Genomic DNA, 23336 nt, shown 5'->3' with positions numbered 1-23336 from the left:
AGATCCGTCATTTCCTCCAGCGATACGCCTAAAGATCGGAGTTGTTTGATACCATTGATACAAAATACATGCTCTTGGTTATAAACGCGGTAATTGCCTTCACTCCGCTTAATGGAAGGTAGGATAAGTCCCTTTTCTTCATACAATCGAATGGCTTTTCGACTGACTCCTGTTTGTTGGGCTAGTTGACCAATCGTAAATTGCTCCACTTTCCTCCCTCCTCGTTAACTGGTGGTACCATCAGCTGAACTAACTATAACTAGAGTATACAACCTTCACCTAAGGGGAAGGTCAAGAAGAAAAAGATCTTTTCCCAATGAAATTGATAAGTACAGGGGTACCACCAACATTTTGACATAAAACCCACGCTAAGACATTTTTTGGAATAAAAAAGACAATTATCTCTATGTTAAGAGAAGAATCGTCTTTTATAAAAGCTTTCTTTAACTGAAGACGTACATTAAGGCTTCCTAAAAAGGTGATTAACCTGCACAACAAGATAATTTTGATACATCTTTATCAAACGTAAGAGCAGCTAGCTTCAATCCTTCTGCCATTGTTAAATATGGAGCCATGGTTTCTCGGAGATCCTCCACGGTTAAACCGAATTTGACAGCCAGTGTCGCTGCATAAATTACGTCTCCTGCATTTTCTGCTACCACATGAGCCCCTAACACTTTCAGTGTCTTCTCGTCCGCCACCAGTTTAAACACGCCTGTTGTTTCCCGATTAACCAGTGCTCTTGGAACGGCATCTAACGGCAAGACGGATGTTTTCACTTCATATCCTTTCTCTTTTGCCTGTTGCTCCGTTAAACCAACCGTTGCAATTGCTGGAGCTGTAAATGTAACCCCCGGAACCACTTCTAAATTCAGCTTTTTGTTCAGTCCACCGATAGCATTTCCTGCCGCAACTCCACCTTGATAAGCTGCTACATATACAAATTGAGGACCAAGCGTGACATCTCCTGCTGCATAGATGCGTGAATTCGTTGTTTTTGAATACTCATCGATTACGATTTCACCACGGGGGCCTACTTCAACGCCTGCATCCTGTAAATTCAAGGTTGCCGTGTTTGGTGTTCTTCCTGTGGCAACCAGTAATTGATCTGCCTCAATGATTCGCTTCTTGCCATTTACCTCTACATGGACCTTTTTAATGTCTCCATCTTGTTCGATTCGTTCAAAAGATGCTCCCGTCACTAAGTTGACCCCTTGTTCTGTCAAGGCTTGCGTGATTGCTTCTGAAACCTCAGGATCGTATTCCTTTAACAAACGCGGGCTTCTTTGCATCAATGTGACTTCTGAGCCTAGATTATGGAAGAGTTGTCCCAATTCCATCCCGATATAGCCAGAACCGATGACCGTAAGACGCTTAGGCACCTTCTTTAATTCAAGCAGAGTTGTGCTTGTTAAATAATCGACTTCATCCAGTCCAGGAATGTTTGGCACTGCTGGTGAAGCACCTGTCGCGATTAAGAATCGTTTGGCTGACAACTGCATGCCATTGACTTCAACGGTTTTTTCATCTACGAATTTCGCTTCGCCTTTGATTAATTCAAAGCCGTAGTCATCAATCAAATCCACATATTTTGAGTTTCGAAGATCCGTCACCAGTTCATTTTTCTGCTTGATCAATGGTGCCAAATCAACGTCGCCAGCTGACGTGTGCAATCCGATGAATGGATTATTTTTTGCCAGATGATTGATTTCGCCAGCCCGCAGCAATGTCTTCGAAGGAACGCAGCCAATATTCACACATGTTCCACCAACCGTTCCACGTTCGATGATCGCCACTTTCGCTCCGTATTTCACAGCTTCAATGGCAGACGAAAAAGCAGCACCGCCAGAACCGATGATAATGTAATCATAATCGCCTTCATCGCCTAACTGCACCATTTCTTGCGGTTGTAATTCTTCTACCTCTCCTGGCTGGTATTTGGCTTCAGCAATCGCCTTTTTCGCTGTTTCCACCTCCACGTCATTCGTTAGCTCAAATACAGCTTCTCCGCGACGAAAATCCACTTCAATCCCTTTTGCACCCATGTTTTCAAGAGCAACAGCTACATGCTCTTCACAACCCGTACAAGTCATTCCTTGAACGTTTACTCGATATTTTTTCATGTTAAATCTCTCCTTTTACTCGACTCCAAGCCCGGAATTCGAAACTGCCGTCTTAATTGCCTGTAAATCCGTTTTCTTATCATCAAAGGAAACCGTTACTTCGCCCTTGCTTCCACTGACTTTAATGGCTGTTTTGCTAACGCCATCTACCTGTTCCAGGACGCTTTCTACAACAGACGGTGGACAACAATCCATCCCCAAAACCGTGAATGTCCCTGTTTTAGTTGTTTCAATGGTAGTTTTTACTTCCTGCTTAGCATCTATAGTATTTTGTGCTTCTTTTTCGTTGCTACACGCACTAACCACTAACAGAAGGGATAATAGCATCATAATCCTAATTATTTGTACGCTCATATAAAGCACCTCATCTTTTATAGTCCACCTTCAACTAGAAATAAAAAAAGAAACATGCAGAAAACGAAAAACGTCGTGATCCATAAGCCGATGATAGAACTCTTCCTTTTGCCTTTTCTCCCGTAAACCATGTAAAAGGAGTATGCAAGAAGGATGATGGTAACGATGCTGAACAATAACCGATACTTTAGTGAATAGAAGGCTAATGCTCCTGCAAATCCAGTTAGTCCAAGAGGAATGAAAATCAGTGGACCTAGGCAGCATGCAGCCATAACAAAAGCTGAAAATACAGTAGCTACTTGCGACACTTTTTCCTTCATGATTTAAACCTCTCCATACTGCAACAATCATGCGTTTTTGTTTCCTTTTTTGTTTCATTCTTTGTTTCTGGGTCAAGTTTTCTCCAGCCCTTGAAAAGAGCAAAGACAAATAACAGACCCATCACGATGAAAATAACATCTTTAAAGTCCGTGAAGTATGAACCCAGTGCCGTTCCTGCAACCAACGGAAGCAGTAAAAACAGATGACACGGGCATGTGATTAGTGCGACAAGAAACCAGCCTGAACTTTTTATTGTGTTTTTCATCCTGTTTCACCTCTTATTTCTTCATCAATGTTTCAATAATGGGGCATTCGTAAATATCTTTGTTTTCAGGACATCTTTCTTTAAGATCCATCAGCATTTGTTCAATTCTTTTGAGATCTTGAATTTTATGCTGGATGTCTTCTATCTTAAGAACGGTGAAATCATACATATCACGGCACTTTGCTTCATCGCGATCGACGACCCCTAGCAATTTGTCAATTTCATTTAAGCTAAATCCTAATTCCTGCATCCGTTTTATGAAATTCAACCGATCGACCGTTTGTTGTGAATACATTCGGTATCCTTTTTCGGTACGATCAGGCTCTGGAATTAAGCCTAAACGCTCATAATATCTAATGGTCTCTTTGTTAACGTTACACTTCTCTGCGATTTCTCCGACTCGAAAATGCAATTTACTTCACCTCACATATAATATAAACCATGTACCATAGTACATGGTCAATATATTTTACTCCCTTCAATTAAATGATTCCAATACCGAAAACGACCGTTTTTGGTTAAAAACAGAGAACTTCTCTAAAACCTCAAAAACTACTTAAAATACATAACCAAAAATATAACCAAAATCTAAATACCAATATATCTATTACAAATCCCTTTTTGGTATAGTTAGGATATTAAAAAAGGGGGGATTCTTGTTGAAATTTGGATATGCACGTGTCAGTACACAAGATCAGTCATTATCGTTACAACTCGATGCATTGACTCACTACGGAGTGGACCAGACTTTTGAAGAAAAGGAATCAGGCAAGAGAAAAAACCGTCCGCAGCTTGACGAGCTTCTTAAAGTTTTGCGTAAAGGTGACACGGTAGTTGTCTATAAATTAGACCGTATCAGTCGTAGTACCAAACATTTAATTGAGCTTATGGAACATTTTGAAGCAAAGGGTATTCATTTTGTCTCCATACAAGACAAGATTGACACAACAACTGCTATGGGACGATTCTTTTTTAGAATGTTGGCCAGCATAGCAGAATTAGAACGAGATATTATTAGTGAACGAACGAAAGATGGATTGACGGCTGCTAGAGCTAGAGGAAGAAACGGAGGCAGACCGAAGGTTGATTTAAAGAAAATAGAACTTGCTATAAAAATGTACGAAAGCAAAGATTACTCTTTATCTCAAATTAAGACGGCAACAGGGATTGGAGCGACAACCTTATATCGTTATCTAGAAAAGAAAAAGATATCTAGCAAGGAGTTGTAGCATGAGAGGGAAAGAATTACTAACAGAAGATCAAAGAACGGAATTTGTACGAATTCCAGCTGATATGAGCGAAAGTGAACTAGAAACTTATTATACTTTTTCACAATATGACCTTGAAATTATAAAACGACACAGAAGAGATCATAATCGATTAGGCTTTGCTGTTCAATTATGTGTTCTACGCTATCCCGGATGGTCCCTTTCAGATGTTGGACCTATTCCAGATTACATAATCGAATACATAGCTAGACAAATAAATGTTAATCCTAATTCATTTTCTTTATATGCCCAACGAGAGCCAACTAAACATGAGCATATGGAAGAAATCCGTCAAGTTTATGGTTATGAAAATTTTTCCCTAGGGAACTATCGTAAGGTAGCTCAGTTTCTGTTGAATCATGCCCTTCAAAATGGAAATTCAATGTATCTTCTTCGTACAGCGCAAGAAGAACTACGAAATCAGAAAATTATTCTCCCTGGCATGACTACTATAGAAAGGCTTGTTTGGGAAACTCGTCAACGAGCAGAGGAAAGAATTTTTAAATCATTAACTTGTACTCTTTCAAAATGGCAAAAACAAAAGTTAGATAAACTTATAGATCCCTTTGTAGACAATAGAAAAACCCCCTTAGCATGGCTTAGAGAACTTCCCGGCCAATCTTCACCTGAAGCCTTTTTAAAAGTAATAAAGCGCTTAGAATATATACGAGATTTAAAATTAGAGATAAATTCAGAGCAAATCCATCCCAATCGGTTACTTCAATTATCTCGTATTGGAGCAAGGTATGAACCACACTCATTTCGAAGGTTTAAAGAAAAAAAGAAATATGCAATTCTTGTTTCCTATCTAGTAACACTAAGCCAAGATCTAATTGATCAAGCAATTGAAATTCATGATCGACAAATGATGATCTTGCAATCAAAAGGACGTAAAACACAAGAGGAAATGCAAAAAGAAAATGGAAAAGCAGTGAATGAAAAAGTCGTGCATTTTGCAGATATTGGTGCAGCACTTATCCAAGCACGAAATGAAGGGCTTGATCCATTTAATGCTATTGAAATGATTATGCCGTGGGATAAAATTGTTTCTTCCGTCGAAGAAGCCCAAAAATTAGCCCGTCCGATGGATTACGATTATCTAGATTTGTTAGAAAATCGGTATTCTTATCTAAGAAAATATACTCCTACTTTTCTTAAATCTCTTGAATTTCGTTCTACACAAGGTACAGAGCCATTATTGCAAGCTCTAAAAACGCTAAATGAAATAAATGAATCTGGTAAAAGAAAAATTCCAAATGATGCCCCGGTAGATTTTATTCCTAAACGTTGGAAGAAGCATGTTTATGGTGATGATGGAATAATTAACCGACACTATTATGAGATGGCTGCACTAACAGAGTTGAAAAATCATATTCGTTCAGGCGACATATCCGTAGTCGGTAGTAGACTTCATAAAGATTTTGAAGAGTATCTTGTTCCTAAAGAAGATTGGAAAACAACTCGTCTTACGGAAACTAAACTAGCCGTTCGTTCATCGGCAGATGAATATCTTGAGGAAAGAAGAAAGTCACTAGCTCAACGCCTTACATGGGTTTCAAATAATCTTGATTCTCTAGAAGGAGTAAATATCGAAAAGGCTAAGATCCGATTGGACCGTTTGGAGAAGAATACACCCGAAGAAGCGAGAGCTTTTAGCCTGTCTTTATATAATATGTTGCCAAGAATAAAGCTCACTGATCTTTTAATGGAGGTAGCACACTGGACAGGATTTGACGAAATGTTGATACATGCCTCAACCAATCGCCCACCAAAGGGAGAGGAAAAAGTAGTTCTCATGGCTGCTCTCATGGCGATGGGAACTAACATAGGACTTACTAAAATGGCAGAAGCGACACCAGGAGTTACCTATCATCAAATGGCTAATGCAGCGCAATGGCGTTTATTCGATGATGCTATAAGTCGTGCACAAGCGACATTAGTGAATTTTCAACATAAGCTTAAACTAGCTTCCTATTGGGGAGATGGAAGTACCTCTTCCTCTGATGGAATGCGCGTACAGGTTGGTGTTTCATCGTTACATGCCGATTCCAATCCACACTATGGGTCTGGAAAAGGAGCAACCATTTATCGATTTACTAGTGATCAATTTTCAAGTTTTTATACGAAAGTCATTAATACCAATGCTCGTGATGCTGTACACGTTATTGATGGATTACTTCATCATGAGACAGATTTAAACATTGAAGAGCATTTTACAGACACAGCTGGCTACGCCGACTCAGTATTTGGATTGAGTCATTTACTAGGATTTCGTTTTGCACCAAGGCTACGTGATTTAGCTGACTCTAAGCTATTCACGATCCAAACGCCAAATGAATTCCCAAAATTAGAAAATATACTCCGTGGTCGTATTAATACAAAAATTATTCAAGAGAATTTCGATGACGTATTACGTGTAGCTCATTCTATTCGAGAAGGAAAAGTGTCCGGTTCACTTATGATGGGGAAATTAGGGTCGTATGCGAGACAAAATAAACTTGCAACTACTTTGCGAGAAATGGGGAGAATCGAAAAGACCATTTTTATTTTGGATTACATATCTAACGAAACACTACGCCGTCGAATTCAACGAGGACTAAATAAAGGAGAAGCGATGAATGGGTTAGCGAGAGCCTTATTCTTTGGAAAACGAGGTGAGTTGCGGGAACGAGGAATACAAGACCAGCTACAACGTGCAAGTGCTTTAAACATTCTAATTAATGCCATTAGTGTATGGAATACCGTTTATCTTACAGAAGCAACAAAACTATTGAAGGAAAAAGGGAATTTGAGAGAAGACTTACTTAAACATATTTCTCCATTAGGATGGGAACACATTAATTTTCTTGGTGAATACAACTTTGATGCAAGAAAAGTAACAAGTTTACATTCCCTACACCCTCTTCTTCAATAATATTAAAGGCCGATGATTCCTTAGCGTAGGAATCATCGGCCTTTTTACCTCGGAATTTCTCTTGGCGTATGTTTTCCGCGTTTTGTTGGTAGGACCCCATAACGGCGTCTAATGTCTTCCTCCGGTATGAAATGTCCTCCTTGAGCAACCCGCATTTCAACACGGCTTATATGGTATTCAACATTCTTCAATCCCACATAATACAAATCAACCTCAAAGCCGGATGCTTTTGCTTGTTCCATTTGACGAATGGCCGTTTTTCCTGAAAGAGTTGTCTCGATGGAAAAGCTTCTCCCTGACCGGATGCATTCCTTAACACGGTTTAAAGTTTCCCTGCCAGCTGCTGGTGAGACACTTTCAGGATTGTCAGGGTTGATACTTTTAGCAATCGCGTCCGGGTCGATTACCTCTCCGATCCGCCCGACTAATTGTTTAGTCAGCGTGCTTTTACCAGCTCCATTTGTACCAGCGAAAACAGTCATGACAGGTTTATTCATGATAGGCTACTTCTTTTCGTCCTTCTTCCGTGAAAACGACTTTAGTTTTTTTACCATCTGGATACTCCTTCACCATTTCCCCATTTTCTTCATAGACAGCTGGTACACCGTTTCTTTTAGCTTCTTCACGAGCAGAATGTGTCGCTTTTTTCAAAACTTCTTTCAATTCATTTGTGGAAATCCGACTCATCTGTAATCGCCACCTTTTCGAAAAAGTTATGTGTTGAATTTATAAATTCATTTTACCATAGTTATGTATTGAAAAACAAGCGTTTAGCGCAAATTTTCAATACATAACTTCTGTTATGTGTTGAAAAAAAACCGCCCTGTTGAAAGGACGGTTTAAGCCTTTATTATTTTCATTTTCAGGAATCTAACCAACAAATTTATGAGGATAGGCAAGGACAATATAACTAATGCAAATAATTTATCCCCCCAATTCGGAATAGAGCCTGAGAACAGAGTGTAGGCCATCATTCCGAACAAGGCTAAACGTGTTAAAAGACCAATCAGATTTTTCATGGGATACAGAAAGCTGGCGATCAGCACGATTATAATAAATTCCTGCATTCTTGCCCTCCTTTCATAGCGTTTCCTAATTATAGCATTTATTCAAGGGTATTGACATAGTAACCAAAGCCTGTTTTGTATCCATGAATACACATACGTATACATTTACGTTTACGTTTACATTCGATAATTGTAATTATATAAACGTATATGTATACGTAAACATTTACGTGTGCGCGCTTTCTTTCGTAAAGAATCACTTCATCCGTCTATTTGCTTAATTAAAGATTACATTTACGTATACGTAAATGTAATCGTATATGTATACGTAAACGTTTATAATTTGAGAAACAGACCGCCCGGTCAAAGGATGCGGTCTGCCCCATAAAGCCCACCTTGTAAGCCGCCGCCTTTATTTAAAGCGACTGCCAGAGAACCGTGTTACCAGCACGGTTCTCCTGAAACAAGTATAACACCTCGTTCAAATGGAATAAATGCCTTTTGTGGCGTTGATTTCAAATAAGGATTTGGCTGAAATAGGTTTTGCATACACGGCCCTAATAAAAGAGGCTGTCTGCGATCCGAGCAGATAGCCTCTTTTTGATACGTAAATGTAAACGTACACGTTTACGTAATTATTTATGTGCTTCATTAAAGTAAAGCCTCAATGCTTCATTGATGATCCTTGTTTTCTCCCCTCTGCCATTTTCCGCACTCTGACTATCTATCTTCTTTTTTAAATCATTCTCGATCCAAACGGTATCTCTTGTATGCGTTTCTTCAAATTTCTTCTTTTTAGGCTTGGGCTTCGGCTTGTCTTCGTGTGAAGTATCAATAAGTTCAGGATGAACGCTGCTGGCTGACGTGCTTCTTATTTTGTTTTTCAACTCATCCATCTTACTACTAGACACGTTTAATCAGCTCCTTAACGAATTCTCTGTACAGTTTTAAACCTTGATTCAACTCAGGATTATCTTTAAACCCATTAATAGACAAGCGGCCTATAGCAGCTGTACGGGTCATTATAGTTTCAAAGCATAATTCCCCGTATTCTTCCTCAATCAGCTCGATCAAAGCCTTATTATCGGTTCTCCTTGAATCTATGAGAGAACGCAGTATTCCTGCAATCTTCATATCCTTATTGACCAGTTCCTGCACATGAATGCATGTTTCTAAAAAGCGGCCAATTGCTGAATAGCAAAATTTACTTGCTTCAAACATAGCAACAACTGCATCAGAAGCAGCTAGTGCATTAATCGTCTGATCACCAAGAGCTGGCGGAGTATCAATGATAATATAGTCATATTCGCTTTGTACGTTCTCAAGAGTCTCCTTTAGCACTAGCGAACGGTTGCCTTTATAAGACTCATATAACCACGATGGAAAACGCGCCAAATGATCCTCTGCCGTGAGCAAGTCTAGCCCCTCAGATACCTTATGTACATACTTACGTGCGTCTTTTTCCTTTAGGGCTTCAAAAACAGTTTTCTCATGAAAGTTATAAATGTCTTGTTGAGTCAGTAATTCAGTCAAATTCCCTTGTGAATCCAGATCAACCGCAAGAACCTTTTTTTCATATTCCTGACTAAGAATATAAGCTACAATTCCGGAAGTAGTTGTCTTGCTCGAACCACCTTTTTGTATGCCAAATGAGATAACCTTTGCCATATCATGCCCTCCCTATACCTTTAATATTGTTGTTATTATAACATACATTTACGTATACGTAAACATAAACGTAAACATGAACTGATCAGCTTAACCCTCACGCTAAAATGTTGTTGTGCCGCAGGTGCGGCAACAGGTGTATTCTGTGGTCATTCCTCCACTTCCTATTATGAATATTTCATATAGTGAAAAATCATAAATAGTAAGTTATACGCAGCATTCGTACTTCTACCATACTCCTATTAAAACCTGTGGAAAAGTCGCCTCCACCCCAAAAGATATCCACACCCCGTTTAGAAAAGGTAGCCGAGCTACGCTCGCCTTAAGGATTAAAATCATCCTCCCCACGCCCACCCCTACATTTGCGGCTCTAAATTTTGTGTTGACAGTCACTTGAATTTGTGGCAGGCGGAGGAGAAGCAGGAGAGAGAGAGCCGCAGCCCCCCCAAAATGGGGGGAGCTGCGGCAATCGGGCTGATGTCAGGCGTATGGAGCCAGCCATCGGTCGTTTCGCTTGTCGGGGGGTGGGACGCGTCCAGGTCGTGCTTTACCGCGTATAGTCGAACTAACTCCCCCCGGCAGCCTGCGCCATAGGCGCACACGGACGGGACATTGGTCGATGGAGTCACATCGCCAATCTGGAAGGGGTGGACACGCGAAATTAGGGCAGTGCCTGCCGCCAAATGGCAGCAGGATGCCCGAATCCCCTTCGGCGGGTTTAATCATCTCCGTCCATGTTAGTCATCCGACGTCGCGTGACCTAAACCATTGAACGGCTTTGGCTTTTTTCACGGATGCACGGTTGGGAGAGACGCGGACGACATACCGCGTATAGTTATAGTCGTTTTGGGGTGGCATTCTGCTTAGTTCTCAAAAAAGGCAATAAGAAACTAAGCCCTCGCATGTCCATTTTTAAAAAAAGTGGATGCGAACGCCTGATATTTGATTATGAAATTAGCCCTATGCTATGTATAGGAACGCAAAAAAACTCTCAATTTCCGCACGCACACCTAAAAAAGGCATCAGGAAAGAGAGAGTCCTTACTTTACTTTAAATTAAGGGCTATAGTATAATAGGCCCATATTATAGTAAAGGCTCATACTCTTGAAACGCTACAAAATGGCTTAGTTTGGCGACGGAGACATTTTGCAGTGTTGGTGTGTGGGCTTTTTGCTATTTTTAAGGTTCTTTTTGTAAAACTTTGAACCTATCAATATCATACGTTATAGGTTTAAATTTTGGCAAATTGCGACAGTATTCACTTTCCGTAGTTAAACGGATGTTTTGAGCGCCTTTTCCGTAGTCAAACGGATGTTTTGAGGTGGTTTTCCGTAGTTAAACGGATGTTTCGGGGAATTGGAACGATTTAGTAAGTAATTTCATGATTTTTGCTTTTTTTTTGTTCTTTTTCCGTAGTCAAATGGATGTTTCTTATCGTTTTCCGTAGTCAAATGGATGTTTTAAGTATCAAAAAAGACCCCTATAAGGGGTCAGGGAAAAACTCTAATTGTTCCGGTATCAACTCTCTCGATTGAGATAATGTATTCAAGAAAACCGGGTTTTTTGTAACCGTCAAATAGCGATCGTGCAACCCTTGTTTCTTTCCTTTAAACTCGAAGCGTTCTATAAAGCCTACTGCTTGCAGTTCGATACATGCGCTCTTGATTCGCTCAACAATTTTATACACCTGCATGATCGGCTCGTTATCATCTAAAAAGTGAAAATGACCAGCCAGCGTTTGAAGTTCAAACGTAACTGTAGATTCTTCGGGATAAGATGACACTAACCAGTACAAACCCTGTGCCAGATATGATTTTAAGTCATTCATAAGGATGAGAGAGATATCAAACAAGTTGCCTACCCGGTTAGCTTCAACTAACCATTCAGGCAGCTTTATTTGGAACTTATATTGAAAGTGGTTGGTAGTTCCTACCTTTCGCCTGAATATAATTTGATCTATTAAGCGAGTAAAAGCGATCTCTTCATATTCTGAATCCTTTGAACGTTGATACTGTGTTAAGGTCACTTCTATTTTCATAAGCCGCATTAAGGCTTCCTGGATGCGCTTATAGTTTGCCGATCCATCCGTTAGCCCTAATTCATTCAATATATCAGCGTATTTTAGTTCAACATAGGGTTTCCCGTCTATGTTCTGCTTGAACCATAGAGACTGTATAGCGCCCATTACACGGGCTTCATAAGTAGTTAGTACCTCGCCCGTATTGTTCTTAATATGGACAGAACGCACACCGTGTACAGTCGTTGTGGGCTGATTCGGCACGTTCTTCGGATTAGCAGAAAACAAAGCGTGCTGCGCTATGTTCCTGTTAATGGGTACAACCTCACGCAAGTATTCCACTGATTTTACTTTTAACGCTCTTTCCAAAATTTCAACTGTTGCCTTTGCTCTGGCTGCATCGCTTTCATTATCATGCTGCTGAGTCTTCACAGTATCAATGTATTGGTTGGCAAACATGAATAATGACTTTGCTGGAACGATCTGAATAAGCCTTGTACTAAGCTCGTCCACTGTTTCCTGCTTAATGGTTGCTGCTTTTAAGGGATCACCGATTTTCCTTGTTCTCTTTAAAAATTCACTTGTTATATCATCAAGACACAATTCAATTTCATTAAATTCCTTCATAAAACCTCCCACCGTTCCTATGTGCCTGTAATTATTCTATATCAAGTAGAAGCAATCGCAAATGAATCCAATTCCCCGAACGGGTTCTTACGTATAGTCTACCATTTCTCAACTTGCCATTGGTATACATGGGAATCGCTTGTTTTTTCCTTTGAGTGTACATTGTACACACTCCTTTCAATGGCCACTTTTTTTAACGTAAAATCCGTACACAGAATTCCGGAAACGTTTAAGCCGGCCGCTGATATTTTGAGTACAAAAATTCACCTTCAGGCGAGATCCAGGTTTAAATTTTGTGTACAGAAAAACAATGAACTTCCCCCATCCAACCGGGAAGGGACCCGGTTGGATGGGGGCCGCTCTAGTTACTCAGAAGCTGCCTCGAACGTTACCCCTAAAATATGATCTGCGGCCTTCTGTGCCTGTCCTGCGGCCTGTACAACTAACTTCTTATCATCTTTAAGCTTGCGCAACCAACTGCCCACATAAGCCGCGCTGTTCTCTATGGTGCTGTTATCAATACCAGCTACACCGCAAAGCATTGCCGCCCCGATCTCCGCTACCAATTCCTCTTTGCTGTAACTCTCATCTCCAAAGGCTGCAAGCTCGGTAATTCCTGAACGATTTAAGCGGCTTTCATGGCCTGTACTGTGAACATGCTCGTGGAATAACGTGCTGTAGTATTCTTCTGGCTTGCTGTAATCGCAGATAGGCGGCACGCTCACAATATCGTCAGCTGGACGATAGAACGCACGCCCGGAAGCAAACCGGACGGGCGGAGCGTCTTTATACCCTTCACAAATCCGCTCTGCTGCTTCTATAGGATCATGGTCAAATGTTTCGTCGTTTCGCTTGCTCTGTAATCCTTCACATTGAGTATTGATTTCAAACACCGTGTAATAGCGGAGAAATGGGATTTTTTCAATTTCTCCCGTTTCGTCGTTTTCCTTCTCCAACCATGTCCAGAAAACAACGAATTGCCCCTTTTCGCCTTTTTTGACTTTGCCCCCGGCTTCGCTTACCTGTTTGAAAGTCGCATACTCTCCCGGCTCCAGAAGTAGCGTATTAACGCCCCGATACGGCTTCTGTGTCTTCCAATTGACAGCCGCACCCACTCGCCACGGGCGGCGCCAAGGCACAACCCCTTTTTCCAAAAGCTCTATCATACGATTTGTAACCATTTCATAGATTTTTTCGCTCATGTTAACCTCTCCCTTATGTGTTATAATGGAGGGGCGAAGGGGTCTCAAATCTTCGCCCCGGCTCGTTTGTTCTGCTAAACAAACGGGCCTTTTGATTGTCTTTGGATTGCTCGATCATATTCATTCAGCACTTTGTCCAACTTTTGCGATTTCTCCACAACTTCCATCGCTGTAAAACCCATCCGTTCTGCTAAATCAATGAGTTCTTTTCGCAACTTTTCAATCTGATTACGCAACATCTCAATGTTCATATCGCTATCACCTCCTTTCAAAATGACTTATTCGGACTTGACTTTTTTGGCCCTAACCCTTATTCGGAACCGTTTGCCTGTCTAGCCCTAGCGGCGATGAGCGGAATCCTTTAAGGTTTGTGAGCAGTTTCTTGCTTGCTGTCTTGCCTTACCGTATGAAGTTTTCAAAGAGCAAAATCATTCGTATACCGTAGCCGTCGCAGATTTAAGATCATATAGGTTCTCGCAGGGCAAGGCTGCCCGAAGGGACGACAAAAATTATTTTGAGTGTACTTCTCAAAAAAATTTTTTCGCCTTGCCCGGAGAGGTTCTATATGATCCCATGCGACTAGATGGCTACGGTATGTGAATGATCTCTTTGAAAAACGGAATATGGTAAGGCTGCACGCAGGTTACTGCGAACGGGCCTTGTCTTTACTTCTTCGATCTTGCCCACAAGGTTTTATCTTCGAAGGGTCTACCTGAATAGGTTTTGGAACGATGAAGGAATGGAGCGAAGCGGAATGGAGTCATGGTTCCCTTTGCTTCGTAGTACATGATGGGGTTTGTGGAGTGGAGTGAAACGGAACGGAGCAATCCCCATGATGTATGAGCATTGCCCCAGAGTCTTTAGCTTCCCTGCTAGGCCCGTTAAGAATCCCAATGGAACCCGGATGCTTTTTCCGGGGTCGCTTGGGATTTAGGGCCGATGAACCGGGGGATTAAACACCTGTTTTCTTCACTTGTTTAGGTTTGATGTGTACGTATTTTTCTCCTGGTACTTTCTGCAGCAGATAAAATGTACACAGAAACTATCACGGCCGCGGATCTGAAGCCGATAATATGTGTACAGGACTGAATCTCTCACATAATGGGTATAATATTACTAGAAGGGAGCGTGAAGATATGGCAACAGTATTTACTATAGCCATTTTGTCTTTTGTAGCGTGGCTTCATGCGGTAATCCTGCGGATCAGCACGAGCAAAGAGGAATATAACAAATACGTTTTCATATCCGCAATACTTATGTATCTATCCTGCAACTATATCCAAGCACAAACTTTTCAACATAAGACTATATTCAACTTAGCATTTATCGCTTATTCTTTAGTATCAATTCCAATCCATATATGGCTCCTATCAGCATGGACGAAATCGAAACGGAAACCTACACATTAAATTGTGATGAAACAGAAAACCTTTTGCCGCACCTGCGGCACAACTACTATAGAGACGCACAATATAAGCAAACGTAAACGTAAACATATACGTGTACATTGTTGATTCCATTACAAAAGGCCACCTGCATATGCAAGTGGCCTTTGTTTTACCCGTTAACGCCGTGATTAAATGGTGTTATTGTTGGATTGGAAGGCGGTGAAGAAACCGGAATCACAATACTAAGAAATGTCATCAGCATAAATGTAGCTACTAATGCTTTTTTCATGATGCACCTCCTGTAAGATATTTTGGTACTTTATTTGTTGCTCTGTGGTAGCTAGGTTACGGACGTTTTCAAACATCCCTATAGTTGTAATAAATTCCCTGTATAAGTCCATTGTAACCGCTATTTGCATATAATCAAGGATATAATTAATTGCGATATCGTACCGTCGCTGATTCAAATTGTATGCTGCAAGTTGATTCAGCAATTTTACGTAATATACACGATTTCCAAGGTCTTCAAGCTCAGAAAAAGTGTCTGTCTAATGACACAAACATCACCTTAAAGCCCAAATTCGGATGGATTTTTGACACAAACATCTCCTTACAAAGTTCTGAATGGAAATACTCTCAGTGACACAAACATCTCCTTTTATGCCGCTTGTGACACAAACATGCCATGATCCAATTTAGGTTAATTCCAAAGGGTTTGATGTCACGATTTTTCGCATTTTCTCTATATTCACTTTTGTATAAATCGTGGCTGTTTTGGGGTCCGCGTGGCCCAATAGATCAGCAATTGCCAACAAATCAGCTCCCTCACCGTCGTTATATAGAACGGTTGCACAAGTATGGCGCAGCTTATGAGGCGTTACTTTATAATTATTTGCTCGAACACCGGCATCTTTTGCAATTTCCTCGATGATTAATCCCACAGCTCTTCTTGTTAGCCGCTGCCCTCGTTTTTCCGAAATAAACAACGCTGGTTCATCAATTCTATTGCGTTTTTGTAGGATCATTTGCCGAACTGGCTTATAATTCTCCAGGGCCCGAATTATTTTCGGTGTCAACACGAGTTTTCTTTCCTTGTTCCCTTTACCAATGACTGCGAGCGATCCATCATCTTCATTGAAATGCTTGAGATCGATACTTACGAGTTCAGAAACCCGTAGTCCGAGCAATAAAAACAGCGTAGTGATTAATGAGTCTCTTTCTTTAAATTTGCGCTTCGCGGCGTATTGTTCAAATGTCATGGCATCCTGTAGAGAAAGGCTTTTAGGAAGCCGTTCACCGAGTTTCGGGTTCTCTATATACTGGGAAACATCATATCGAAGGTATTGTTGTTTAACAGCCCATTTAAAAAACTGTCTTATTGAGGAAATGATGCGTGCTCTCGTCGTGGCTGCAAAAACGGTGCCCAATTTTGGATGCCTTTTATTCGTATTCGTTGTGGAAAGTTTACCTCGAAGAATTTTTATCTATCAGCACTGATCGGACCTCGTTCCAACTCGATAATTGTACTTATACAACCTCCACGGTATATATACTAATGGTGGGGTACAGTCCCCTCCTTGTATTTAGAGCAAATAGGCTGCCTGACTTACTTTTTCTGGTAGCCTATTTGTCTCGTCCTGGTGATCATTCATGGATCGCAATTTGCCATCTAACCTCTCTTGCACGAGTACTCCCGAGTAATTCTTTTTATCCTGCCAAACTTGCCCTACGATCGATTGTAATGCCGAGTGTTCAGGGAATTCTTCTGCGGGGGTTACTGAGACCAGCTTAACTTGGAGGTTCCTCGAACTCTAGCCTTGGAAACCGACTTCTGATCTACGAAAGAGCCGATCCACCACGCGCTATTATTTGCCATGAACATCCTCCTCGATTTTCAGCTGACGTATAATTGGCGAATTGTTAACGAATCAGCAATGGTTTAACTTCATCAATAATCTTTTCTAACGCTTTTGAACATTGCTCGTACATCTGCTTTGTATTTTGTTCTTTGGTAGATAAGCCAAACATTTCGAGATCCGCTTCACACTTTTTCAATGTTGCAAGCAACGCGGCTTTTTTCTGGGGTTTCGGTACTTTGATCTGATCATCAAATAAATCAACGTATAGCTGGCCATAGGAATCCACCTGTCCAAGAAATACGTTATCAATCGAAACACCTAATTTCTCCAGTTCCGTATCCAACCATTGCCTGTTTAGACCTATCGTGGCAAGCGGTTCGTCCATTATTTTTCCATCCATAATGACCGATTGAGGTTCTTGTTCTGGCCCGACATTTATCCCCAGGTGTTTAGGCGTAAACGGTTGATTTTCCTTGGTTAAAAGAACGCTAACGTCACCGCTTGACTCCATGATGGCGAATTCAACATCGGCAGCTTTGAACACATTCTTTATTCGAAGCTGTTCCATAAGTTCATCCGTGGTAATCCTTTCTTTTTTTAGGTTATCCTCCATGATCTTGCCGTCCTTAATGAGTACTGTTGCTTTGCCGTCGAATAGGTCTCTTGCCGTTTTGCTTTTCAGCTGTAAAAGTTCAATCCCTAAAGAAACAACGGTCCAAACCGTCATCGCAACCAAGCCCAGATACCAATTGGACTCCAGATCCAACGAAACGTAAGCTGCAAGGCTGCCGATCGTGATGCCGGTGATATACTCAAACAATGAAAGCTCTGATACCTGTCGTTTACCCAATATCTTCGTTAGGACAAAAAGAACCCCCATAGCCAATAACGTTCGCAAAGCAATTTCTACCCAATCCGGCATAATATCACCATTCCTTTCCAATCACATTTAATCGACAAAAGTTAATATGTCCCTATTCCATTATTTTCATACATTTCCATTTGAAAATTTTTCTAACGTATGCTTTTGTTGCGAGACGGAAATATTAATTTCGGTATTGGGAGAATGTAAGCATCTATTCCTATTACCCCTGAAACATTATCCTATCCTAAGGTAAAGGAGGTGACATTCCGTGACAGTTGCTTCTCAAGTGAAAACGTGCGTAGCATCTTTAAAAAGTGCTCAGGCGAGTCTGGAACAATTTGCTTTGGAAACACAAAATCAAGAAGCAAAATCGCTCTTTACGAATGCGGCCCAACAAACCCAACAAATCGTGCAGCAAGTAGAAAGCCGCGTACAACAGTTGGAAAATGAAGAACCTCAATATAAGGGGTTTTAAGAAAAACAGACAAACCATGAATATTGAGGACATGGCTTGTCTGTTTTCATCGGTGAACAGATTAGAAAAGAGATCAAACCCTACAAGTTGAGTAGGGTTTGATCTCTTTTCGCCACTATTCTTTTGTTTAGACAGCTAACCTTGGATAAACCTAAACACTGCCGCCCCCATCGCCACTGCTAAAGTTGACAGTATCCAAGTTCCCCCTCATTTCGACTGCAGCTTTCCTTTTAAGGAAAACCTCTTTACGTTCTTCCGACCAATCGTCGGTTAAAACGACTGGCCAGTTGTTTATATCCAAATATTTCGGTTCAATTTCGACATTTTCTAAAATCCGTTTTCTACCCAATTCGCTTCACCTCGGTCAAGATTCCTAATTCGACTTCCTTTATATTGGATGCAATTAGTTCTCCTGAATAAATTAAGAAATATATGGATACGACTGATCGGAATTGTTGAACATATGCTTTGCAACTCTCCGATAGTTTTAGTTTCGTCACCGAGAGCACGTAGAATGTGCCTTTTATCCGTTTCGATGGGAATATTCCGTTGACCGATATATGGCAGTAACTACTTCATATTTTTCAGGTAAAGATCTTGTCCGCGTATGTCCTCTTCGTAGAGTACTTTATAGTCATATCCTTATTTAAAGCACCATTTTTCTAACCTCTCATGATCAGTCTCTTGGTTTTTATATCTTACGTTTACAAACGTTTCTTTTCCGTTTCGTTCAAGCTGCCACATATCAAAAACCTTATCTTATGTAAATTATTTTCTAGCAGTTTCTCACTGTTTGGTCTTTCGCAAAATTTAAGAATGTTGGGATCCGTTTCGACCAATATCCAATGATCGTACTTAAGATCACCGAACAATTGAACGTCCTTTTGAAGCTTGTAACTATACCTTTCCCAATAGCTACTACCGACTGCTTCGTTTAATAGGAATATTGGCTCGTACATAAAACACCTTTTTTTGACAAGATTTTGCTATTATCTTATCATAGTCATAATTTTCGGTAAATAATTTTCGCGCCTTATAAGTATATGTTTGTGTCACCAGATACGTAAAAGGGGATGTTTGTGTCACTGAACTAGGACACAAACATCCCCTTTCAACTAATAAGAACCCTTGATTTTATTGAGTATTAATTATGGCATGTTTGTATCATTGGACAGTGTCTAACTGCTCAGGAATAGAGCTATAGTAATATTCGTCTATATTCCATTCATTCAAGTTTGCAGCTTCAAAAATTGTAACTAATCCGGGCAGTGTTTCCTCATCGTTCTCAAATATAAAATCAACATACTCTTTTAATAATTCTATCTTGCCAGACAATAAATCAACGGCGTACCCGTTAGCCTTCGCAAATCCTTTAAACCGCTCAATTTCCTCCATATCTTCATCTGTGGCATTCTCATACCATCCCAAATCCGCATATTTGGCTATGTACTCTCTAGCGCGGTCAAAAAGACCTTGCTTCTGGAAAACGATTGACTTTGCTAAATATCCGTATCCAAAATAAAAAATCAAAGGACGCTTTAGCATTTGATTTAAAGGAATAACAAGTTCACCCCATTTTTTCTTGTTTTCATACATCCGTTCTGCCAAGGACAAAATATGATTAGCAACGCGATCCGCTTCGTTCCAATTGTTCTGCCTGTAGTTTAGTCGGAATAACTCAAACCCTTTATCCAAGGCATTTACATGATCCGACAGCAAATAAAATTCATTGTCTATATCGTTCTGGTTTTCCACTACCAACCGCCTCCATAAAATAGATTCATTTCACTATATAAGAGCATCTTAGCTGTCATTACATAGAAATTTCCTCCATATAATTACAAATATAACCAACGAAATCCCCATTAGTCAAATCCCCTTAGTATCAAGTAGTTTGACCATGAAACTATATATCGACAAAACATTGTTTCTTTTGAAGATATTTACAGTATACCCCATGACACATATGGGAACAATATTTAAAACTTTTAAATCTTATAGTGGCTCCACTACATTTCGCCAATTGTCTACACTTCTTAGTAAGAGGAGTAGATCACTTTTATGAATCAAACTATTGCTGAACAAATCGGAAGTATTATAAGGAAGTTGCGGACCGAAAAGGGTTTAACCCAACAGGCCCTAGCAGATGAAATAGGCTCATCCTTCTCCTTTGTCGGCAGAGTTGAGCGCGGTGAAAGCAACATTACATTAGAGACCATCATAAAGATATCAAGCGCTTTAAATATTGAGTTCTTTGAACTTATGAGTTTAGGAAGAAGACAAGACAGCGAAGATATTATGGAAATCCATGCACTGCTATTAAAAAGAAGCGAGAAAGAGCAAAGAAAAGCACTTAACATATTGAAAGAGGTATTTGACGAAGTATAAAAAGTACAAAATCTATCCTGGCATGTGCAACAGAGCATAATCTGTATACAAAATGTGAGCTGCCGGCTCTTTCCGGAATCGTTTAATGTATACAAAAAACAAGAATGGCCACGCTGATCGAGAGTGGCCATTCTTGTGTATGTGTACAATTCTATTTTTTTGCAGTCGTGATAACGTATTTACCCTCTTCATTTTGATTAGGAATACTTGCAAAAGACCCTAAGTTTGCCTCATCAATACTCCATATCTGCTTTTCCTCATCATATAAAGCTTTTAGGGAAAGAGAATAAACATACTCCTTTTCCCTAAGATAATCGGTTTTCAGTCTATTCAATCGAATAACTCCGTCCAGCTGCATGACCGGATTACCCTCTTTGTCGATTACAATTTTGGGTGTTTCCTTATTGAAATAGGTTTTAATTAAATTATAAGAGTAGTTACCAAACATTGAAGGCTGATAAGCATTTGCTTGTTTAGCCTTGAATTTGTCCGTGGCACTTTTGAAAGGCTCAACACTTTGTTTTACACTTGCTTGAGCGTATTCCTCTGCAAAACCAAGGAACAACTCGTTTGCGAATTCTATATCAGGAATAAAATAGAAGTGTGATCCGCTACCAAGGGTATAGTATGATTTATCATAATGCGAGCTTAACGTTTCTCCCCACGGAAATTGCGCTGCAAGCTGTATCTCTTTCTCGTCAGATTCCTCTATAGGCCCAAACTCTGCTGATTTAGGGTCGCCAACACGGATTCCTGTCCCTTTACCTTTAAACAAAATTTCAGCTCCTTTTAGTTCCTTAGACAAATCCAGAACATACCCCGTTAAGTCAAATGACAATTCCCTACTCGGCTTTTCTCCAGCTGTTACTGATTTCTTATCAGTGATGCTTGTCCATGCAGATGACTTGATAGCTTCAATTTCATAGCTTCCTGCTAGTAATGGTTTTTGTAAGTCCTCACGCTTCACTTCTTTGCCATTAAGTTTCAACGTAACATCATTGCTAAGGTCTTTAAAGGTCACATAAGTTTCTTTAGGCAACAACACGTATTTATCAAAAAACAGCAGTTTCTTCCCCGATTTTTCTATGCTGAATGGAAACTCTCCACTCAAACGCATTTCTTTAACGCTGTTTGCTACATCAGAATTTTCCTTATCCAAGAGTTGCATTGTCAGCTCCTTGTTGTCAGCTGCTGTCTGCAAAAAGTATTTAGCCGAATCCTCCACTGTTGGATAGCCTTGTATTTCATCAGGCATTACAGATATGAGCAATTCTGTATCGTTATTGTCTATTGCCGCGCTGATTCTATTTAGGACACCTTCTCTTGAGGTGCTTGTGTTCACCACCATTGCTCCAGCGATCATAAGCAGTACAACTACTCCAAGACTGACAAACAACCATTTTTTACGTTTCACCATCACAATACTCCCTTCAAAATAAAGGGCTGAATAGCGATTATTCAGCCCTCAGATATAATGATTTAACCTTGCCCCACAGCCTCACCGGATGTATTCCCTCCAGCATCAGCAGAAGCTTTCTTTAAATGGTCAAATTTCCCTTGTTGGATTTCCTTGATTACATCATTCAAATTAATGCCATGGCTACTCAAAATCACTATGCTGTCCTCAATATCTCTTACCTTCTGTTGATGTTCAACTTCCTTGATCTGTTTGGCTACCTTCCGTAAGTCTTCCTCAATTTTCTCCTTTTTCTTTTTCAAAGCCTCTTCTTTCTCCATCAGCTTTAGCAATTTATCTTCCACAAAAAAACCTCCTTAACAAAATCCTTAGCAATCATAGTAATCATGCTTGTAACTAATCTGTTTATAAAGAAATACCATGAGTGCCAACAAAGCAATAATAGTGATCCCAATAATGATTTTCAGTGTTTGGGGTTGTATGGTGAATTTTTGCCGCTGTGGTTTTTCGGTTGGTTTAACAGCAGCTGATTCACTTAAAGCACTGTTTGCGGAGCTTTGAACACCGCGATCTGTAACAGCGTTCTGATTCCCGCTCGAATCCGTCCCGTTAAGCATTCTTTCGACGCTCGCCTCTGTAGGTTCCTCATTTGAAGAAAGCTCTTCTTTTGGCTTAGCCGTGGGTTTCAAAGAAAGCTGTATTTTGAATTCAACCGTATCACCTTTCTTGACGATAACTTTCTCGGACGAATCAATGTTATAGTCCGTGGCATTTTCCCCCACAACATTAATGAAATCAACTTTGTAAGTCCCTGGCTTCACGTCTTCTTCATACGTATATCCGTTCAACTTATCCAGTCGGGCCATAACATTCTCATTGTCAGTAGATGTGAAATTAACAAGGATAGTCTTATCGAATTCTGGAGGAACAGCAGCGCTTATTTGAAGCATGTTCCCTACCGCAGATTCAGCTTCTGGCTGTTTTGTTGGTTTACTCGTTGATCCGGTTGTAACTGGCTTCTGATCAGCCTTATTCGCCTTATTGGTTTGGCTTGCCGCCTTCGAAGAAGGCGGCGGCGTTTTAGTGGCTTCCGCTGCAAAGGAAGAACCAGCGGATACTGCAAAGAAGATAACAGAAGCGATCGCTATACTAGAGACAAAACGCTTTCGCACATATTC

At 40.4% G+C, this 23336-nt stretch carries 23 protein-coding genes and 1 pseudogene; 4 read left to right on the top strand and 20 right to left on the bottom strand.

The window, feature by feature from the left end; genetic code table 11:
• The 6 genes and pseudogenes from merR2 to merR1 all read right to left on the bottom strand — a co-directional run.
• Positions 1 to 209: pseudogene (gene merR2 / locus TCA2_RS25640) on the bottom strand (mercury resistance transcriptional regulator MerR2); the annotation flags it as partial.
• Between the two features lie 273 nt (positions 210 to 482).
• On the bottom strand, positions 483 to 2123 hold the full coding sequence (gene merA / locus TCA2_RS25635; RefSeq protein WP_031642482.1) for a mercury(II) reductase: 1641 nt from the start codon (positions 2121 to 2123) through the stop codon (positions 483 to 485).
• Positions 2124 to 2138: 15 nt separating this feature from the next.
• Positions 2139 to 2477, bottom strand: a complete 339-nt coding sequence (gene merP / locus TCA2_RS25630; RefSeq protein ID WP_047914439.1) for a mercury resistance system substrate-binding protein MerP — start codon at positions 2475 to 2477, stop codon at positions 2139 to 2141.
• 17 nt (positions 2478 to 2494) lie between these two features.
• Entirely contained in the window at positions 2495 to 2797 is a 303-nt protein-coding gene (gene merT, locus TCA2_RS25625; RefSeq protein ID WP_047914438.1) for a mercuric transport protein MerT, read from the bottom strand.
• Complete coding sequence (locus TCA2_RS25620) at positions 2794 to 3063, bottom strand: hypothetical protein (RefSeq protein WP_047914437.1); 270 nt, start codon at positions 3061 to 3063, stop codon at positions 2794 to 2796. The genes merT and TCA2_RS25620 overlap by 4 nt, the downstream gene beginning before the upstream one ends.
• 13 nt (positions 3064 to 3076) lie before the next feature.
• Positions 3077 to 3475, bottom strand: coding sequence for a mercury resistance transcriptional regulator MerR1 (gene merR1, locus TCA2_RS25615; RefSeq protein ID WP_047914436.1), 399 nt, complete (start codon positions 3473 to 3475; stop codon positions 3077 to 3079).
• Positions 3476 to 3722: 247 nt separating this feature from the next.
• On the opposite strand from merR1, the gene TCA2_RS25610 reads away from it, so the two are divergent.
• Together TCA2_RS25610 and TCA2_RS25605 are read left to right on the top strand one after the other, a co-directional pair.
• Positions 3723 to 4292 carry a recombinase family protein gene (locus TCA2_RS25610; protein WP_047914435.1) on the top strand — a complete coding sequence of 190 codons (570 nt, stop codon included), beginning with the start codon at positions 3723 to 3725 and terminating at the stop codon, positions 4290 to 4292.
• A gap of 1 nt (position 4293) precedes the next feature.
• Positions 4294 to 7245, top strand: a complete 2952-nt coding sequence (locus TCA2_RS25605) for a Tn3 family transposase (RefSeq protein WP_047914434.1) — start codon at positions 4294 to 4296, stop codon at positions 7243 to 7245.
• 44 nt (positions 7246 to 7289) lie between these two features.
• Here the strand turns inward: TCA2_RS25605 and TCA2_RS25600 are convergent, their stop codons facing one another.
• From TCA2_RS25600 to TCA2_RS25550, 10 genes are all read right to left on the bottom strand, one after another.
• Positions 7290 to 7742, bottom strand: a complete 453-nt coding sequence (locus TCA2_RS25600) for a zeta toxin family protein (RefSeq protein WP_081872845.1) — start codon at positions 7740 to 7742, stop codon at positions 7290 to 7292.
• Positions 7735 to 7932 carry a hypothetical protein gene (locus TCA2_RS25595; RefSeq protein WP_047914433.1) on the bottom strand — a complete coding sequence of 66 codons (198 nt, stop codon included), beginning with the start codon at positions 7930 to 7932 and terminating at the stop codon, positions 7735 to 7737. The genes TCA2_RS25600 and TCA2_RS25595 overlap by 8 nt, the downstream gene beginning before the upstream one ends.
• A gap of 152 nt (positions 7933 to 8084) precedes the next feature.
• Complete coding sequence (locus tag TCA2_RS25590) at positions 8085 to 8312, bottom strand: hypothetical protein (RefSeq protein WP_047914432.1); 228 nt, start codon at positions 8310 to 8312, stop codon at positions 8085 to 8087.
• 575 nt (positions 8313 to 8887) lie between these two features.
• Positions 8888 to 9163 carry a hypothetical protein gene (locus TCA2_RS25585; protein ID WP_047914431.1) on the bottom strand — a complete coding sequence of 92 codons (276 nt, stop codon included), beginning with the start codon at positions 9161 to 9163 and terminating at the stop codon, positions 8888 to 8890.
• Positions 9156 to 9920: a ParA family protein gene (locus tag TCA2_RS25580; RefSeq protein WP_047914430.1), complete on the bottom strand. Its 765-nt coding sequence runs from the start codon at positions 9918 to 9920 to the stop codon at positions 9156 to 9158. The genes TCA2_RS25585 and TCA2_RS25580 overlap by 8 nt, the downstream gene beginning before the upstream one ends.
• A 1480-nt stretch (positions 9921 to 11400) precedes the next feature.
• A complete protein-coding gene (locus tag TCA2_RS25575) occupies positions 11401 to 12564 on the bottom strand; it encodes a replication initiator protein A (RefSeq protein WP_047914429.1) in 1164 nt (387 codons plus the stop codon).
• Between the two features lie 365 nt (positions 12565 to 12929).
• Positions 12930 to 13766: an ArdC family protein gene (locus tag TCA2_RS25570; protein WP_047914428.1), complete on the bottom strand. Its 837-nt coding sequence runs from the start codon at positions 13764 to 13766 to the stop codon at positions 12930 to 12932.
• Positions 13767 to 13840: 74 nt separating this feature from the next.
• Positions 13841 to 14017 (bottom strand): aspartyl-phosphate phosphatase Spo0E family protein, encoded by a 177-nt coding sequence (locus TCA2_RS26830; RefSeq protein ID WP_081872843.1) that lies wholly within the window; start codon positions 14015 to 14017, stop codon positions 13841 to 13843.
• A 1832-nt stretch (positions 14018 to 15849) separates the two neighbouring features.
• Positions 15850 to 16581 (bottom strand): tyrosine-type recombinase/integrase, encoded by a 732-nt coding sequence (locus TCA2_RS25555; RefSeq protein ID WP_052512302.1) that lies wholly within the window; start codon positions 16579 to 16581, stop codon positions 15850 to 15852.
• A 493-nt stretch (positions 16582 to 17074) separates the two neighbouring features.
• Positions 17075 to 17935 carry a DUF421 domain-containing protein gene (locus tag TCA2_RS25550; RefSeq protein ID WP_047914425.1) on the bottom strand — a complete coding sequence of 287 codons (861 nt, stop codon included), beginning with the start codon at positions 17933 to 17935 and terminating at the stop codon, positions 17075 to 17077.
• Positions 17936 to 18146: 211 nt separating this feature from the next.
• Here TCA2_RS25550 and TCA2_RS25545 point away from each other — a divergent pair, with 211 nt between their 5' ends.
• A complete protein-coding gene (locus TCA2_RS25545; protein ID WP_007781230.1) occupies positions 18147 to 18353 on the top strand; it encodes a DUF1657 domain-containing protein in 207 nt (68 codons plus the stop codon).
• 1164 nt (positions 18354 to 19517) lie between these two features.
• Here TCA2_RS25545 and TCA2_RS25530 read toward each other — a convergent pair.
• Complete coding sequence (locus TCA2_RS25530; RefSeq protein ID WP_047914445.1) at positions 19518 to 20108, bottom strand: hypothetical protein; 591 nt, start codon at positions 20106 to 20108, stop codon at positions 19518 to 19520.
• A gap of 306 nt (positions 20109 to 20414) precedes the next feature.
• Between TCA2_RS25530 and TCA2_RS25525 the strand changes: the two genes are divergently transcribed.
• Positions 20415 to 20741, top strand: a complete 327-nt coding sequence (locus TCA2_RS25525; protein ID WP_047914423.1) for a helix-turn-helix domain-containing protein — start codon at positions 20415 to 20417, stop codon at positions 20739 to 20741.
• A 151-nt stretch (positions 20742 to 20892) separates the two neighbouring features.
• Here the strand turns inward: TCA2_RS25525 and TCA2_RS25520 are convergent, their stop codons facing one another.
• From TCA2_RS25520 to TCA2_RS25510, 3 genes are all read right to left on the bottom strand, one after another.
• Positions 20893 to 22158, bottom strand: coding sequence for a hypothetical protein (locus TCA2_RS25520; RefSeq protein ID WP_047914422.1), 1266 nt, complete (start codon positions 22156 to 22158; stop codon positions 20893 to 20895).
• Positions 22159 to 22220: 62 nt separating this feature from the next.
• Positions 22221 to 22502 (bottom strand): hypothetical protein, encoded by a 282-nt coding sequence (locus TCA2_RS25515; protein ID WP_047914421.1) that lies wholly within the window; start codon positions 22500 to 22502, stop codon positions 22221 to 22223.
• A gap of 24 nt (positions 22503 to 22526) precedes the next feature.
• The gene (locus TCA2_RS25510; RefSeq protein ID WP_047914420.1) at positions 22527 to 23330 is read right to left on the bottom strand and encodes a hypothetical protein; all 804 of its coding nucleotides are present in this window, start codon (positions 23328 to 23330) and stop codon (positions 22527 to 22529) included.
• Positions 23331 to 23336 lie beyond the last annotated feature (6 nt).

It is taken from the genome of Paenibacillus sp. TCA20 (assembly GCF_000732325.1).
Lineage (GTDB): Bacteria > Bacillota > Bacilli > Paenibacillales > Paenibacillaceae > Paenibacillus > Paenibacillus urinalis.
Note: the sequence above shows the minus strand (reverse complement) of the source record. Positions and strands in the feature narration are given on the sequence as shown.